Below are 15925 nucleotides of genomic sequence, written 5' to 3'. Positions count from 1 at the left end.
ATCAGCGGGTGGCCGTGGCCGACAACACGTCTGCGTAGACGAGTGCACCGTCGACATAGGTGCGTTCGACCCGGGTCTGGCAGATCTCCTCGGTGGGCAGGTCGAACGGATCCCGGTCGAGCACGACGAGATCGGCGAGGTATCCGGGCTGGATCACTCCGGTGTCGTCGAGGTGGTTGACGTAGGCCGAGCCCGCTGTGTACGCGGCGATTGCCGCCATGAGGTCGATCCTTTGCTCGGGCAGGAAAACCCGGTCGTCGGTGGTGCCGGGTGACCGTCGGTTCACCGCGACGTGGATGCCCTGGATAGGATCTGCGCTGCTGACGGGCCAGTCGCTGCCTGCGGCGAGGACGGCGCCGGCCCGCAGCAGATCCCCGAACGGATACTGCTGGAGCGACCGTCGCTCGCCGAGAAAGGGGATTGTCAGCGAGTCCATGGACGGCTCGTAACAGGCCCACAACGGCTGGATGTTCGCCGTGGCCCCCAAGGTGCGAAACCGCGGAACGTCGTGCGGATCGACGACCTGCAGATGCGCCAGGTGCGGGCGGGTGTCGCGAAAACCGTTGGCACGCCTCGCGGCCTCGACAGCGTCGAGTGCTTCCCGGACAGCGCGGTCGCCGAGGGCGTGGAAGTGCAGCTGAAACCCGAGTGCGTCGAGTTCGACGACGTAGTGCCGCAACGCCTCGGGGTCGACGAAGCTGACGCCGGCGTTGGCGGTGCAGCAGCCGCAGCCGTCGAGATAAGGGGACAGCAGCGCCGCGGTCTGGTTTTCGGCGATCCCGTCGATCATGATCTTGACCGTGTTCGCGCGCAGTCGCCCGCGGTGCAACGCGGTGCGGCGTTCGACCATCTCCGGTATCTGCTCGGCTCCGCGGTCGCGTTCCCACCACTGCGCCGCCGCGACCCGCACCGTCAAGGTTTCCTCGAAAATGGCTCTCCGGTAGGCATATTCGGCATCCGGCACTGCGGCGTACTTGCCCAGCATGGCGTCCTGCCACGCTGTGATGCCCAACGAGTGCAGGTGTGCCTGTGCGTCCAGCAGGGCCCGGTACAACTCGTCCTCGGTGGGCGGGGGAACGTATACCGACACCAGATCCATCGCTGCTTCCTGCAGCATCCCCGTCGCGCGGCCGTCGGCATCGCGTTCGATGCGTCCACCCGGGGGATCCGGCGTGTCCTCGGTGATCCCGGCGATCCGCAGGGCGACGGTGTTCACCCACGCTCCGTGATGATCGCGGTTGGGCAGGTACACCGGACGGTCGGCGACCACCGAATCGAGCATGTCGGCGGTCGGGATGCCGCCGTCGAAGGCCTCCAAGGACCATCCGCCGCCGGTGATCCAGGGGCGGTCAGGATGTGCGGCGGCATATGCGGCGATGGCGGCCAGAGTGGCGGCTGCGTCGTCGACACCGAGAAGATCGCACGTCAGGCGCTCCACACCGGCGCCGACCGGATGGACGTGCGCGTCCTGGAAACCGGGGATGAGTAGCCTGCCCGACAGATCGACGACTTCGGTGTCCGGCCCGATCAGGGCGTGGGCCTCCGGTCCGACCGCGGTGATCCGGTTGCCCGTTACCGCGACCGCCTCCACCCGGGATCGAGCCGAGTTCATCGTGAGGACCGGACCTCCGCTGAATACGATGGTGGCCGGCGCAGCGGGCATTGCGATGTCTCCTCGATTCGGTGGGGCGGACGGCGGTAATACGGCCTCCGATTGCGGTTTGTTGTGGGCCATGACACAGCAGCGCCGCAAAATGGAGCAAGGGCGTTGACATAAGCGAAGGCGGTGCGGATGAGCCGACAACTGAAGTCCGAGTCGCCACGCCGGCGGCGACGCCAGACCAAGCAGGGCGCGGTCCTGTCGGAAGAACTCATCGTCGAGGCGGCATTGCGGGTGCTGCAGTACCACGGCGCGGCCGGGCTGACGGTGAGGCGCCTCGGTCTCGCGCTGGGGGCTGACCCGACCGCCCTGTACCGCTACTTCCGCGGCATCGAGGACGTGGTGCTCGCGATCACCGACGAGTTGCTGCGACGCGTGGCCGAGGGCTGGGAACCGGGTGCTGACTGGCGTGACGCCATGCGGGAACTCGGGCTGCGCGTGCACCGCGTCTACCTTGAGCACCCGCAGGCCGGGGTTCTCGCGGCGAGCCGGGTGACCGGTGGCCCGCACGAAATCCAGCTCATCGAAACGGTTTTGGGCCTATTGCGCGACGCCGGCTTCCCAGACCGGGAAGCCGTCGATGTGTATCACGCCTTCATCGATCAGATGTTGGGGTTCGCTGCGCTCGACGCGGCATATGAGGCCCTTCCCCCCGAACATCGTCAGCGCGACGACAGCAAGTGGCGCGACACCTATTCCCAGCTGCCCGCCGAGACGCACCCGAACATCGCCGCGACCAGCCGGCTACTCGACGAGTCGATGCGCCAAAGTGGGTGTGAACCGGCTCTGGATCTCCTGCTCGACGGCATTGCGGCGCGGTTGAAGGCGCATGTCGGCTAAGCCGATCAGCGGGTCTTGGCGGCGATGCCGTCGAGCAGTTGTCCCAGGCCGGAATGGAATTCAGTGAGCGGGCCGTCGTCGGCCTGATCGAACGCTCCGGCGTCGACGGCTGCTGCCAGTGCGGGGAACCGGACGGGGTCCACGAGGCGACGCAGTAGCGCCGGGTACGCCCGGTCGTCGATTCCGCTCGCCTCGATGGCCAATGCCGCCGAGCCCCGGGTGAACACCAGCACGGCGATGACGGCGGTGAGCTTGTCGCGTTCGGTCAAGCCTGCGCCGGACAGGGCTGCCAGACCGGCGTCGAGCCACGCCAGCTGCCCGGGATCGGCGGGCGGCCCGCTGGATGCGGTCTGCAGGATCCAGGGGTGTCGGTGGTACACGGCCCACAGCTCGCGTGCCCAATTCGTCAGTGCGCCACGCCAATCCGTACCCTGCGGCGGCGACGGCGGTGGGCCCGGTCCGGCGGCGAGCATGAACGTCACCAGCTCGTCCTTGTTGGCCACGTGCCGGTACAGCGACATGGTGCCGCATCCGAGTCGTTCCGCCAGTCGTGCCATGGATAGGGCGGCCAACCCGTCGGTGTCGGCCAGTTCGATCGCCGCCGCGACGATCGCCTCCCGGCTCAGCCCACGTGATCGTCGCGGCGCCGGGTCTTGTTGCCAGAGCAGACGCAACGCGCGGGGGAGCGGGGGTTCGGAGCCTGCCATCAACGCTCAGCGTAACCAGTGACATCCGGGTGCGTATGCAATACGCTTTTGCGTATGACATACGCATTACCGCGTTCGGTGCGGCTCGCGGTGGCGCTGGCGGTGATCGTCGTGGGATTTCTGGCGTATTCGCTGCCGCCGTATCTGACCGGCGGTACGCGCGTGCCGTCCACGTTCGGGCTGCACTATCCCTTACTGGTCGCGCATGTCTTGCTCGCCGGCGTGGCGATGGTGTGCGCGGTCGGGCAGATCTGGCCGGGGCTGCGGCGGCGTCAGCCGAAAGTGCACCGCCGCATCGGGCGCGTGTACGTCGCGACGGCGATTCCGGCGGCCCTGTGCGCGATGGTCATCGGGGCGGCAACGCCGTTCGGCCCGATCCTCGCGGTCAGCAACGTCGCCCTTGCGGCGCTGTGGCTGTGGTTCACCGTCGACGGATTCAGCGCTGCGCGGCGGCGTCGGTTCGGCGCGCATCAGCGCCAAATGCTGCGCAGTGCGACGCTGGCGCTCTCGATCATCACCAACCGGATCTGGACACCGGTGCTGTATGTGTGTTTGGAACCGTTGCGCGACAGCATCTTCGGTGGCAATGACGAAAAGTATGTGTGGCTGGTCGCGGGCGTGGGCGCGTGGTTGGGCTGGACGATTCCGCTGCTGGCGCTGCAGCTCTGGCTGCGGCGGCGGCCGGCTCCGGTTACCGATCGGTCGGCGCACTTGAGCCGGCTGTGATCTGATCGATCACGGCCAGCAACCCGTCGTCCTGCTCGGTGGCGGCCAGGTGTCCGCCGAGCGCGCGATGCAACGCGCTGAAGTAGAGGCCGTCGCCCATCAGTTTCACCGCGCGGGCCACGTTGCGATCCCCGAGCGTCTCATGCAGAACGTTGAGCCAGTCGGCCGAGACCGTCTCGATGACGGTGCGAGCGCGATCGTCGCCGGCCTGCTGCAGCCGGGACACCGCCACCACCGCCCGATCCAGCGGCGTGCCCGCGTAGTGCGATGTGCGGATGTAATAGCGGGCCGGTCCCTCGGGTGCGGTGCGCATTCGCTGCACATCTTCGGCGGCCAGCGTCAGCAGACGATCGCACACGGCCGCGGCGAGGCGGTCCTTCGAGGGGAAGTGATACAGCAGGCCGCCCTTGGACACCCCGGCCTTTGCGGCCACCGCGTCGAGCGTGGCGTACCGCTCGCCTTCGACGGCAAGTAGGTCCTCATAGGCGTCGAGGATGCGGTCCCGCGACGAAGCCATTCCCAGAGCTTACGACAGCAGGCATGAACTGTACCGTCTGGACGGTATAGTGATGTCCCGTCACGCGTGGTCGGTGAGGGAGTTGGTGATGCGGGCGTATCGCGATGTGGTCCGGATGCCGGGCGTGTTGAACATGACGGCCTCTCAGTTGTTCGCCCGCCTGCCGCTCGGCATGCTCAACCTCGCGATCCTGCTCCACGTTCAGGCCATCAGCGGGTCCTATGCGCAGGCCGGGGTCGTGGTCGCAGGGGTAAGCGTGGGAGAGGCGGTGGCCATGCCCATCACCGCTCGAATCGCCGGACGTGCCATGGTGGCGACGCTGGTCGTCGCGGCCCTGGCCAACGGCGCCGCGATGTTGGCCCTCGCGTTCGCCGGTGGCTCCGCGGCGCTGCTGATCGTGCTCGGATTGCTCATCGGGGCAACCGTGCCGCCGTTGATGCCGGTGGTGCGGGCGCTGTACCCACAACTGGTCGCCCGCGACGCGGTTCGCGTGTTGTTCGCTCTCGACACCACTGCGCAAGAACTGATCTGGGTCATCGGCCCGGTGGCCGCCACGTTCCTCGCGTCCACCCTTTCCACGGCGATCCCTCTGGTCGTATCCGCCGGGATTACCGTTGTCGGGACAGGGTGGTTTCTGGTCAGCGCCAAGCATCTTCGCCTACCGGTGACGCCCAGGTCGTCGGGCTTCGGCCGGGTGATGGCCAACCGCACGGTCATTCTCGCCATGGTCGCCAGCCTCGCGATGGTCGCGTCGTTCATGGCTTTGGAAGTCGGCATCGTCGCGCTGCTGGGTCGCACCGGCATCATGGCGGGCCTCGCGATCGCGGTGGCCAGCGTGGGATCGGTCATCGGGGGTTTGGCGTTCGGGCACCGGCGATTTGGGCTTGCGGGCCTGGTGGCCGCATTGTCGACCGTGGCACTCGGCACCGCCGTGTTCGGCGTCATCGACAATCTGGCACTGCAGTTCTGCGCGTTGTTCGTATCCGGCTTGGGTTTTGCGCCGGCAATGTCCGCGTTGTACATCATGGTGTCCGCGGAGATCGCCGACCATGCGGCCACGGAGGCGTTCGGCTGGCTCAACAGCGCCGCGCTGGTGGGCGGTGCCGGCGGCACGGCCATCGCCGGTGTCGCGGCCGACGCGCACGGTGCCGCCGGTCCGACCGTCGTGGCGGTGATACTGGGCCTCGTCGCCGTGAGCAGCCCGCTCGCCGCGCGGCTGACCGGCCCGCTGCGCGGTCTCGCCGGACAACCGGAGGCGCCAACCGACGCCGATGATCCGCTCTGCACGTCGGCGCCCAATTCCGAAGGTTGACAGCATGTTGTCGGGGTCGTCAGTTTCCCCGGCAACCCTCAGTGACCGGGTGTACTCTCCGGGCGATCGCCCTTATCGGCGCTGTATCGCCAACCGGGAGTGAGGCTCACCATGGCTACCGACTTCAACGGCAAGATCGAACTGGACATCCGGGACTCCGAACCCGACTGGGGACCATACGCGGCGCCGACCGCCGATGAGAATGCGCCCAACGTGCTGTATCTGGTGTGGGACGACACGGGCATCGCCACCTGGGACTGTTTCGGTGGCCTCGTGGACATGCCCGCGATGAGCCGCATCGCCGAGCGCGGCGTTCGACTCTCGCAGTTTCACACCACCGCACTGTGTTCACCGACCCGGGCCTCGCTGCTCACCGGCCGCAACGCCACCACGGTCGGGATGGCCACCATCGAGGAGTTCACCGACGGATTCCCCAACTGCAATGGGCGGATTCCGTTGGACACCGCACTGCTGTCGGAAGTGCTCACCGAGAACGGTTACAACACGTACTGCGTGGGCAAGTGGCACCTCACTCCGCTGGAGGAGTCCAATCTCGCTGCCACCAAACGCCATTGGCCGTGCTCGCGCGGTTTCGAACGGTTCTACGGATTCATGGGCGGCGAAACCGATCAGTGGTATCCGGACCTGGTGTACGACAACCATCCCGTCGATCCGCCGGCCACGCCCGAGGAGGGCTATCACCTGTCGAAGGATCTCGCCGACAAGACCATCGAGTTCATCCGCGACTCCAAGGTGATCGCGCCGGACAAGCCGTGGTTCACCTACCTGTGCCCCGGAGCCGGGCACGCTCCGCATCACGTGTTCAAGGAGTGGGCGGACCACTACGCGGGCCGCTTCGACATGGGCTACGAGCGATACCGCGAGATCGTGCTCGAGAATCAGAAGCGCCTCGGGATCGTTCCGCCCGACACCGAGCTCTCGCCGATCAATCCCTATGCAGATGTCAAGGGGCCCAACGGTGAACCGTGGCCGGTGCAGGACACCGTGCGGCCGTGGGACACCCTGAACGACGACGAGAAGCGACTGTTCAGCCGGATGGCCGAGGTCTTCGCCGGCTTCCTGTCCTACACCGACGCCCAGATCGGGCGCGTCCTCGACTACCTCGACGAATCCGGTCAACTCGACAACACCGTGATCGTGGTGATCTCCGACAACGGTGCCAGCGGTGAAGGTGGACCGAACGGATCGGTCAACGAGACCAAGTTCTTCAACGGCTACATCGACACCGCCGAGGAAGGGCTCAAGTTCATCGACCTGCTGGGCTCACCGGAGACCTACAACCACTATCCGATCGGCTGGGCGATGGCGTTCAACACGCCCTACAAGTTGTTCAAGCGGTACGCCTCCCACGAGGGCGGCATTGCCGACACCGCAATCATCTCGTGGCCCAACGGGATTGCCGCGCACGGCGAGGTCCGCGACAACTACGTCAGCGTCTGCGACATCACCCCCACGGTGTATGACCTGTTGGAGATCATGCCGCCCGCCACCGTGCGCGGAGTTGCCCAGAAGCCGCTGGACGGTGTGAGTTTCAAAGTGGCGCTGGATAATCCGACGGCGCCGACGGGCAAGGAGACGCAGTTCTACACCATGCTGGGCACCCGAGGCATCTGGCACAAAGGCTGGTTCGCCAACACTGTGCACGCCGCGACGCCTGCCGGATGGTCCCATTTCGACGCCGACCGCTGGGAGCTCTTCCACATCGAAGCCGATCGCAGCCAGTGCCGTGACCTGGCCGCCGAGCAGCCCGACAAACTCGAAGAACTCAAGGCACTGTGGTTCGCCGAAGCCGACAAGTACAACGGTCTGCCGCTGGCCGATCTCAACATCCTGGAGACGATGACGCGGTGGCGCCCATACCTGGCGGGGGCCCGCTCCACGTACACCTACTACCCGAACACCGCAGAGGTCGGCCTTGGCGCTGCCGCCGAGCTGCGCGGGCAATCGTTCAAGGTGTTGGTCGAGCTGACCGTCGAGCGCCCAGACGCCCAAGGCGTGCTGTTCAAGCAGGGCGGTGCGCACGGCGGGCACGTCCTGTACGTCGCCGACGGGCGCCTGCATTACGTGTACAACTTCCTCGGCGAGATCGAGCAGCAGCTGACCTCGCCGGATCCGATCCCGCTGGGACGGCACATCTTCGGTGTGCGGTACGCCCGCACCGGCACCGTCGAGAACAGTCACACGCCGCTGGGCGACACGGCGTTGTTCATCGACGACGTCGCAGTGGCCGAAATGCCTGCCATGCGGACCCACCCGGGCATGTTCGCGCTCGCAGGCGGCGGCATCTGCATCGGGCGCAACACCGGTTCGGCAGTGTCGAAGAACTATCGCGGGCAGTTCGGCTTCACCGGGGCCACCATCGCCAGGGTCACCGTCGATCTGTCGGGTGAACCGTACGAGGACGTCGAAGCCACCCTGGCCCTGGCCTTCTGCAAGGACTGACAGAACTACTCTGAACCGCATGCACACCGAACTGGTCGAACTGCCCGGGGGAGCGTTCCGCATGGGTTCGACGCGCTTCTACCCGGAAGAGGCTCCGGTGTACACCGCGACGGTGGCGTCGGTCGCGATCGAGAAGTACCCCGTCACCAACGCCCAGTTCGCCGAGTTCGTCGCTGCCACCGGATATGTGACCATCGCCGAACGTCCGTTGGATCCGGCGCTGTATCCGGGTGTGGCCCAACAAGATCTATTACCGGGGGCGCTGGTGTTCCGGCCCACCGCGGGGCCGGTGAATCTGCAGGACTGGCGGCAATGGTGGGACTGGGCGCCCGGCGCGAGCTGGCGATACCCGTTCGGGCCGGACCGCGACCCCGGTCAGCCGGATCACCCCGTCGTACAGGTGGCCTACCCCGACGCCGCGGCGTATGCCGCGTGGGCGGGCCGGCGGCTGCCCACCGAAGCCGAATGGGAGTACGCGGCACGCGGGGGAGCCGACACCGTCTACCCCTGGGGCGACGATGTCATGCCCGGCGGTCAGCTGATGGCCAACACCTGGCAGGGCCGGTTCCCGTACCGCAACGACGGTGCGCTGGGCTGGACCGGTACTTCACCGGTGGGTTCGTTCCCCGCCAACGCCTTTGGGCTGTACGACATGATCGGCAACGTGTGGGAATGGACGTCGACGCGATTCTCGGCCCATCACCAGCCGGGCGCGGTCCAGCCCGCGTGCTGTCCACCGGCGGCCGCGGATCCCAGCATCAACCAGACCCTCAAAGGCGGCTCGCATCTGTGCGCGCCGGAGTATTGCCACCGCTACCGCCCGGCCGCCCGCTCACCGCAATCCCAGGACAGTTCGACGACGCACATCGGCTTCCGCTGCGTCGAGAGCCGTTGATTCCTCGCGCAATCCGAGATGGCCCACGATCACCACCAGACACGTGTGCCCGGCTGCCAGGCTGAGCGGCACCGCGATGTGCAACCGCAGCAGCATCGCACCCGCGACGGCGCCGAGAAAGATGACGACGATCGCCGCGAGCCGCCGGTTCCCCACGCCGGCGAGCCGGCCACCAGGAGGGTTTTCGGCGCCGACCGCGACGGCGACCGTCAGCGCGAGCAATACCGCCGCGCCGATGGTGAGCAGCGCCGTGATGCGGGTGTCTCAGCCGGATGACGTTCGGCGGCGCACTGCCATGCCTGCGGCGAGCGCTCCGGCCGTGAACCCCGCCAGAGCGATGGCCGGTCCAGCCGCACCATCTTTCAGAAGACGATGATCGCGACGACGGTGGCCAGCACCAATCCCGTCATCACGGGAAGGAAGCACTTGCGAGCGAGGCTCAGCACGGGCACCCGCGCGAATCCCGCGACCGCCACCAGCGAAGACCACGCCACCAACGTGCCGCCGCCGGACCAGATGTTGCCCATCTGCCCGATCGCAGCCAAGGTCGAGGGATCCATGTGGACGACGGGCCCGAGCGCCCCCGAGAGCGAGCCAGTCAGCGGCAACCCCGAAAAGCCCGAACCTTCAAGCCCTGCAATGAGTCCGACGAACAACACCGCGAAAGACGTGACGACGGGATTCGGCGACAGATGCGACTGGGCGGCGGTGATGAGGTCGAATAGGAACGCCGGGCCCCGGGCGTCGGCGGGCATCCCGAGGATCGCCGCCGAGAAGTCGCCGTTGCCGATGAAGAAGAATCCGGCGATCGGCAATACGATCCCCATGGCCTTGAACGCGAACACCAGCCCGTCCACGACGTGCTGCGACGACGTCTCTAGGAAGTTGCGTTTGTCGTTGGTGGCCGACGCTGCGAAGAGCAGCAAGGCCGCGAGGCCGCCGACGATGGCAGCTGCGTCTCCGCCTTTGAGTGGGGGCACCACGCTGGTGAACTTTCCCAGTAGCAGGTAGACGATGAACGCGAAGTACACCAGGGGAACCAGCACTGCGAAAAACTTTGCCGCCAAAGTCTTCTGCGGGTGCTGTGGCTCTTCGACCGGGTCGGTCAGGATGACGGTGGTGGTGACGGTCGCGGTGGCACCACCAGCCAGAATTGGTTCCGGCACTGGCGGAGGCGGGGGGCTTGGCACCGCCGGCGCACCCTCACCGGACGAGGCGTCGTCATCATCGCGACGCCGGTCCGCGGCGTCCTCCCAGTCCTTCAGCAGTTCCGGCGAGGGGTGGTGCCAGGTGCGGCGCTGCAATACGTAGGTGATGACGAGCGCGGTGAGGCCCACGATCAGCGACAGCACCATGGCCTTGTCGGCGACCGTGTCGGCGTCGACCCCGGCGGCCTTAGCCGAGATACCTGGGGCCACCTTGATGATGTAGTCCGATGACAGCGCCATCCCCTGACCGGAGATCGCGATGACCATGCCGACCGACAGCGGTGCCAGTCCCGCCCGGATCGCGACAGGGATGAGCACCGCCCCGACCAGGGGCACAGCAGGTGTTGGCCAGAAGAACAGCGAGATCACGTAGGTGACGATCGCGAGCACGATGAAGCTGCTGGTTCCGGCTCGCATCACTCGGCGAAACGGCGTGACCATCATGCGGTCGGCGCCCATCTCCCGCAGCGCCCCCAGCATCGCCGTCACGATCGCGATGATCAGGAAGATGTTGAACAGTTCTTTGGCCGCGGTCAGGCTGGCGTTGAAGATCGACGACAGGCCGGTGATGAGGCTTCCGGAGAACGCCCAGGCCGTCATGAGTGTTGCGGTGACCGCAGGCACGACGATGTTCTTGCGGATTGCCATCGTGATGAGAATGACGACGATGCCTGCAAGGTAGATCCAGTGCGCCGCGGTGAGATGGGTGTCCAATTCGGGACCTCTCGTTGAACTGCTGGTGGGCTGTGCAGTCGATGGTGGAATGTTCGGCGCGGTCACGACCTGGGTCAACGACTACAGTGCACATCCGGAACTGCCTCACCGTGTGCAATATGCTCGAAACTTGTCGGTGGCGTATCGCCCGATTTCCGTGACGTAACGATTCGCCGGCTTGTGCACGTTGTCCAGGTCTGGCCGTGTCGGGGTGTGCAGTATCGCGCCGACGGATTCCCCAATTGGCCGGGCCCAGGTGAGACAGTGCTTGGTGCGGGTCGACAGGACTTGGCAAACGCCATGGCTCAGGCCGCAATTCGCCGGCTTCCAGATTGGGTACACGCACCATGACCGATGTTCGAAGCGCAGGGCCGCCGGACCCGGCGCTGGACGATGGCACACCACTGGGATTGGCGGCGCTGCTGGCGGGGACAGTGGTGGGCACCCTCAGCAACAATGTCGTCAATGTTCCGCTGAACGCGATCATCGACGAGTTCGGCGCTCCACTCGGCAACGGGGTTTTCGTCGTCGTCGGCTTCCTGGTCTGCTTCGCCGCGACCATACCGCTGGCCGGCTGGTTCGGGGACCGCTTCGGGCGCAGACGCATATATTGCATGGCACTGCTGGCGACGGCGGTCTGTGCCGTCGGCGCGGCGACCGCGCCGACGTTGCCCCTGCTGATCGCATGGCGAGCCGCCGGCGGGGTCGCCGCCGCTGCCTTCGCCCCCGCGGTGATGGGCCTGATCGCCTGGATGTTCTCGGGGCAGTCACGAGGCAGGGCCATGGGTGCATGGGCGTCGGCCAACGGCATCGGGCAGGCGATCGGGCCGAGCCTGGGTGGCCTGGTGGCCGACCACTGGGGTTGGCGATGGGTATTCGTGCCGCTCGTGCCGGTGGCGCTGGCAGGCTTCGTCGGCACCCTCCGCTATGTGCCGCGGTATCCCGGGACCAGGATGCGGTTCGACCTCGCGGGCGCATCCGCGTTGACGATCGGATCGGCACTGCTCATGCTCGGGTTGGCCCTGGTGTCACAACCCGACGTCACGGCTTGGTTCGCGCTCGGCGTCGTGGTGATCGCGGTCGTCGTACTGGCGTGGTTCGCGTGGCACTGCACCTGCATTCCGAACCCGTTCGTCGACGTTCGGCTGGTGACCGAATCCCGGTTCGCCCGCAGCGCTGTGGCGGCGTTCGCCCAGATGTTTTGTCTCGGTGCAGCTTTGCTCGCGGTCCCGCTGTATCTGGTCGGCAATTCGGTGTCGATATCGGCTGCGGGCATCGCGTTGTTCACGGTGCCCGCAGCCATGGCGATCCTCGGTCCTGGTGTGGGTCGTTGGCAGGACCGGTTGGGCCCGCGGCGGGTCATGCGCACCGGCCTGGTGTTGCTGCTGATCGCGCAGGTCGGTCTGGCCGTCACGGTCGCGCAGCACCGGCTGCTGCTGCCCGCCATGGTGGCTGTCCTGGTGGCCGCCGGGGTCGGTATCTCGCTGGTTCAGACGCCCGCGGCGACTGGCGCGACGCGCGCACCCGCGGGCGAACGCGGTACCGGGCTGGGCCTGTTCAATCTGGTCCGATTCGGCGGCTCGGCGTGCGGTGCGGCGTGGGTCGCGGTGGCCCTGGACATCAGCGGCTATCCGCTGGTGTTCATCGCCTGCGCGGTGATAGTCACCCTGGGGCTGGCCGGGTCGTTTCTCGGTCCGGACCCTGCCCCGGTGTGATCAGCGGAAGCTGGCCTCCCGGTCGACCGCCGAGCGCACTTCGTCGAGGAGGTCGAGGCGGATCGCCAGCCACACCGTGAATTGGTTCTCGGGCACCCGGATGTCCATGCCCAGAAGCCGTGACACCCGGTCCAGCTTGGCCAGCATGGTGTTGCGGTGCACGTTGAGGACGCGTGCCGTCGCGTTGACGTTGCCGCCCTCGGCCAGATAGGTACTCAAGGTTTCTAACAGGTCAGGAGCAGAGCGCAACGGCCCCAACACATCCCGGACCAACTGGCGGCTTTCCTGAGTCTCGGCCACCTGTGCCAGCACCGTGAAGCCACGCAATTCCTGGTAGGAGGTCGGGCCCGTGCGGTGCAAGCGGCGTGCGATCCCGAGTGCCACCCGGGCCTCGCGATAACTCTCCCTGACCTCACCGGCGCCGCGCGCGGGCCTGCCGTAGGCAACCGGTTCCCGCAGCCCACGGCGCCGCTCCAGCTCGACCGACATCGCCCGGGCGTACTCGGTCATCTCTTCCCGCATCGCCGTGGCGTCCTCGCTGCGCAGTGTCCGCACCACGACCAGGACGTCGCCGATCACCGTGACATAGGCGTTCACCGACGGGTGTGGCGCAACACCGGCCGCATAGCGCGCAAGCCGGACCATGCTTGCGGTCGGGTTGTCCACGCGGCGGGGCAGGACGCCAGGTGCGACGAAAACCCCGAACCGCGAATCGAGTTCGATGTCGTGGTGCTCGGCGCGGGCCCGCATGTCGTGCTCGCTGGAGAAGCTGCCGTGCACCAGGGCCTGGACGAAATCTCCGCGCGCGCGTTCCTCGGCTTCGTCGACGCTGCGTTGCCGCAGCATCTCCGAGCCGACGATCGCGGTGGCCTGCTCGGTCAGCACCGCGTAGCGGGCCAGATCATGGTGACCGGGTTCGGCCGTCGGAACGAGGATCACCACCCAGCCTTCGAACGACTTCCCGAGCCGGATCGCACTCGCCACACACGTCCACACGCTGTCGTGCAAGCCTGTCACCGGCTGGATCCTGGTGTCATGTCCGTCGGAGCGCCGCTCGGACGCCGGCAGGTCGACCGCGAGCATCGCGCTCACCGAATCGGCCAGCGGTGCCAGCACATCGGGTGTGACACCGTTGCACGCAACCACGTGCCCGCGGGCGTCGAGCGCCACCGCCGGATTGCGCGCCAGGTTCGAGACCTCTCGCACCAGGATTTCCAGCCCGGCACCGCGGTGGAACAAGCCCGCGAGTGACGCGTGCACATGCGTCGAGTACCGCATGACGTGGACTTCCTGGCTCAGCGCGCGTTCGGCGAGCAGCCGATTCAGCGCTGCGAACCCGACCGGGATGCCGAACTCGATGACGATCAGCCCCTCGGGCAGGTGACCGACATCGGCCGGTATTGCTCCGTCCACCAGCAGGGTCGTGGCGCCGCGCGCGATGAGCGCCGACAGCGCGGCACTGTTGCCGACCAAGGACTCAGGTCGCGCATAGACCGCGACGGCGTCGAGCGGATCGTGTTGTGTCAGAACCTCGTTGAGCGGAAGCACCCAGCTCAACTCGACGCCGAGGCGGTCGGCGCCCGCGACCACTCGGGCACTCGACATGAGCGACTCGTCGAGCAGTCCCGCAACGGTCATGCGTTCGCTGTCGGTCGGTGTTGCCGGCATGTCACACCTCGCGTCTCGTGCCGTTCTGTATCGATTACCGGACTTGTCAGCACAGACACCATGTGCAATGTAACCCGGTTCAGCCGTCAATCCAGGTCATATTAGCCATCCCGTTGTGATCCTGCCGTTGATAGACATGCCTCGTCAGCCGATCACGACTGCCGCGAGAGAGCGAGACATCAATGCACCGAATTCACCGCATCACCCTCGACGACGCGTTGCCGCTGCTGGCCGCGGGTCGCGCCAAGGCCGAGGAAATCGGCGTCAAGCAGACCCTGTGCATCTGCGACGACGGTGGCAATGTCCTTGCGCTGCACCGGTTACCGGGTGCCCGCCTCACGGGTGTTGACATCGCGATCGCCAAGGCCTTCACCGCCGCGGGGCACGAACGTGCCACCCACCTATTCAACGAACCACCCAACGGGCCTGCGTTGCCCGGCAACGAGGCCTTCGGGATCAGCCACATGCTGCCGGGCAAGTTCGCGATCTTCGTCGGCGGCTTCCCGTTGGTGTTCGACGGCCAGATCGTGGGCGGCGTCGGGATCAGCGGCGGAAACGGCGAGCAGGACAAGGCCGTGGGTGCCGCGATCCTTGCGGAGTTCGAGGCGCTCACGGCCTCGGTTGCGCGGGCCTGAAGCGCACTTTTGTGCACCATGACCCGCTCATAGGTTGCGGCGCCGGTGATTGTGACCATGGCCGGTTCCGTCGCTACCTAGCTAATCTCCTTGACACCCAAGTCATTTCACGAAAGGAAGCATCGATGACCCAGCTGCTCGGGCGCGACGAGTTTCGCGCCGAACTCGAGAATGCGATCAAAGGCCGCGAGGCCAAGAACGCGTCGTTCTCCAAGGCGTGGGCAGACGGCAAGCTGAGCAAGCAGCACTTCGCGCGGTGGGCCGAGAACCACTACCACTACGTCGGCCCGTTCGCCGACTACCTGGCCAACATCTACTCCAATACTCCCGACGAGTTCACCGGGGCAAAGGATTTCACGCTCCAGAACATGTACGAGGAGGAGCTGGCCGACATCCGTCACACCGATCTGCTGATCAAGTTCGGCGAGGCGTGCGGCACCACGCGGGAGCGCATCGAGGATCCGTCCAACATGAACGCGATCACGCGGGGCCTGCAGGCCTGGTGCTACGCGGTGTCGCAGCGCGAGCACTTCGTGGTGGCCACCGCGGCGCTCGTGGTCGGCCTGGAATCGCAGGTGCCGAGCATCTACACCAAGCAGATCGTGCCGCTGCGTGAGGTTTACGGGTTCAGCGAGGACGAGATCGAGTTCTTCGACCTGCACATCACCTCCGACGTGGTGCACGGCGAACGCGGCTACCAGATCGTGCTCGACCACGCCGACACCCCGCAGCTTCAGCAGCGGTGCCTGCAACTCGTGCGGTGGGGCGCAGAGATGCGGTTCTCCTACACCAAGGGTCTCTACGACTACTACGTGGCGCCCGACCTGGAATCGGCGTCCGTCTGATCCCTCTCCCGCCGCCTCGG

The 15925-nt window shown here is 66.6% G+C and carries 14 protein-coding genes; 8 read left to right on the top strand and 6 right to left on the bottom strand.

Going from position 1 to position 15925, the window contains the following annotated elements; translation table 11 throughout:
* Position 1: 1 nt before the first annotated feature.
* On the bottom strand, positions 2-1663 hold the full coding sequence (locus A5784_RS17300; protein ID WP_064946131.1) for an amidohydrolase: 1662 nt from the start codon (positions 1661-1663) through the stop codon (positions 2-4).
* Between the two features lie 129 nt (positions 1664-1792).
* Here A5784_RS17300 and A5784_RS17295 point away from each other — a divergent pair, with 129 nt between their 5' ends.
* Positions 1793-2500, top strand: a complete 708-nt coding sequence (locus A5784_RS17295; protein ID WP_064946130.1) for a TetR/AcrR family transcriptional regulator — start codon at positions 1793-1795, stop codon at positions 2498-2500.
* 5 nt (positions 2501-2505) lie between these two features.
* Here the strand turns inward: A5784_RS17295 and A5784_RS17290 are convergent, their stop codons facing one another.
* Positions 2506-3207, bottom strand: a complete 702-nt coding sequence (locus A5784_RS17290; RefSeq protein ID WP_064946129.1) for a TetR/AcrR family transcriptional regulator — start codon at positions 3205-3207, stop codon at positions 2506-2508.
* A 54-nt stretch (positions 3208-3261) separates the two neighbouring features.
* On the opposite strand from A5784_RS17290, the gene A5784_RS17285 reads away from it, so the two are divergent.
* The gene (locus tag A5784_RS17285) at positions 3262-3933 is read left to right on the top strand and encodes a DUF2306 domain-containing protein (RefSeq protein WP_064946128.1); all 672 of its coding nucleotides are present in this window, start codon (positions 3262-3264) and stop codon (positions 3931-3933) included.
* On the opposite strand, the gene A5784_RS17280 is transcribed toward A5784_RS17285, so the two are convergent.
* Positions 3899-4450, bottom strand: coding sequence for a TetR/AcrR family transcriptional regulator (locus tag A5784_RS17280; protein ID WP_064946127.1), 552 nt, complete (start codon positions 4448-4450; stop codon positions 3899-3901). The two genes, A5784_RS17285 and A5784_RS17280, sit on opposite strands and share 35 nt — an antisense overlap.
* A 52-nt stretch (positions 4451-4502) precedes the next feature.
* Between A5784_RS17280 and A5784_RS17275 the strand changes: the two genes are divergently transcribed.
* The 3 genes from A5784_RS17275 to A5784_RS17265 all read left to right on the top strand — a co-directional run bounded on the left by A5784_RS17275 (position 4503) and on the right by A5784_RS17265 (position 9120).
* Positions 4503-5762, top strand: coding sequence for an MFS transporter (locus A5784_RS17275; RefSeq protein ID WP_232006086.1), 1260 nt, complete (start codon positions 4503-4505; stop codon positions 5760-5762).
* A 111-nt stretch (positions 5763-5873) separates the two neighbouring features.
* On the top strand, positions 5874-8225 hold the full coding sequence (locus A5784_RS17270) for an arylsulfatase (RefSeq protein WP_064946125.1): 2352 nt from the start codon (positions 5874-5876) through the stop codon (positions 8223-8225).
* 19 nt (positions 8226-8244) lie between these two features.
* The gene (locus A5784_RS17265) at positions 8245-9120 is read left to right on the top strand and encodes a formylglycine-generating enzyme family protein (RefSeq protein WP_064946124.1); all 876 of its coding nucleotides are present in this window, start codon (positions 8245-8247) and stop codon (positions 9118-9120) included.
* Here A5784_RS17265 and A5784_RS38345 read toward each other — a convergent pair.
* Together A5784_RS38345 and A5784_RS17255 are read right to left on the bottom strand one after the other, a co-directional pair.
* A complete protein-coding gene (locus A5784_RS38345; RefSeq protein ID WP_156750622.1) occupies positions 9058-9342 on the bottom strand; it encodes a hypothetical protein in 285 nt (94 codons plus the stop codon). The genes A5784_RS17265 and A5784_RS38345 overlap by 63 nt on opposite strands.
* Positions 9343-9482: 140 nt before the next feature.
* Positions 9483-11042, bottom strand: coding sequence for a hypothetical protein (locus tag A5784_RS17255; RefSeq protein ID WP_064946122.1), 1560 nt, complete (start codon positions 11040-11042; stop codon positions 9483-9485).
* Positions 11043-11389: 347 nt separating this feature from the next.
* Here A5784_RS17255 and A5784_RS17250 point away from each other — a divergent pair, with 347 nt between their 5' ends.
* Complete coding sequence (locus A5784_RS17250; protein WP_064946121.1) at positions 11390-12757, top strand: MFS transporter; 1368 nt, start codon at positions 11390-11392, stop codon at positions 12755-12757.
* Here the strand turns inward: A5784_RS17250 and A5784_RS17245 are convergent, their stop codons facing one another.
* Complete coding sequence (locus A5784_RS17245; protein ID WP_064946120.1) at positions 12758-14425, bottom strand: PucR family transcriptional regulator; 1668 nt, start codon at positions 14423-14425, stop codon at positions 12758-12760.
* A gap of 182 nt (positions 14426-14607) precedes the next feature.
* Between A5784_RS17245 and A5784_RS17240 the strand changes: the two genes are divergently transcribed.
* Both A5784_RS17240 and A5784_RS17235 read left to right on the top strand, forming a co-directional pair.
* Positions 14608-15060: a GlcG/HbpS family heme-binding protein gene (locus tag A5784_RS17240; protein WP_036429084.1), complete on the top strand. Its 453-nt coding sequence runs from the start codon at positions 14608-14610 to the stop codon at positions 15058-15060.
* A 125-nt stretch (positions 15061-15185) separates the two neighbouring features.
* Positions 15186-15905: an iron-containing redox enzyme family protein gene (locus tag A5784_RS17235; protein ID WP_064946119.1), complete on the top strand. Its 720-nt coding sequence runs from the start codon at positions 15186-15188 to the stop codon at positions 15903-15905.
* Positions 15906-15925 lie beyond the last annotated feature (20 nt).

Origin of the sequence: Mycobacterium sp. 852013-50091_SCH5140682, assembly GCF_001665685.1 — a bacterium.
GTDB lineage: Bacteria > Actinomycetota > Actinomycetes > Mycobacteriales > Mycobacteriaceae > Mycobacterium.
This window is presented reverse-complemented; position numbering and strand designations above follow the sequence as displayed.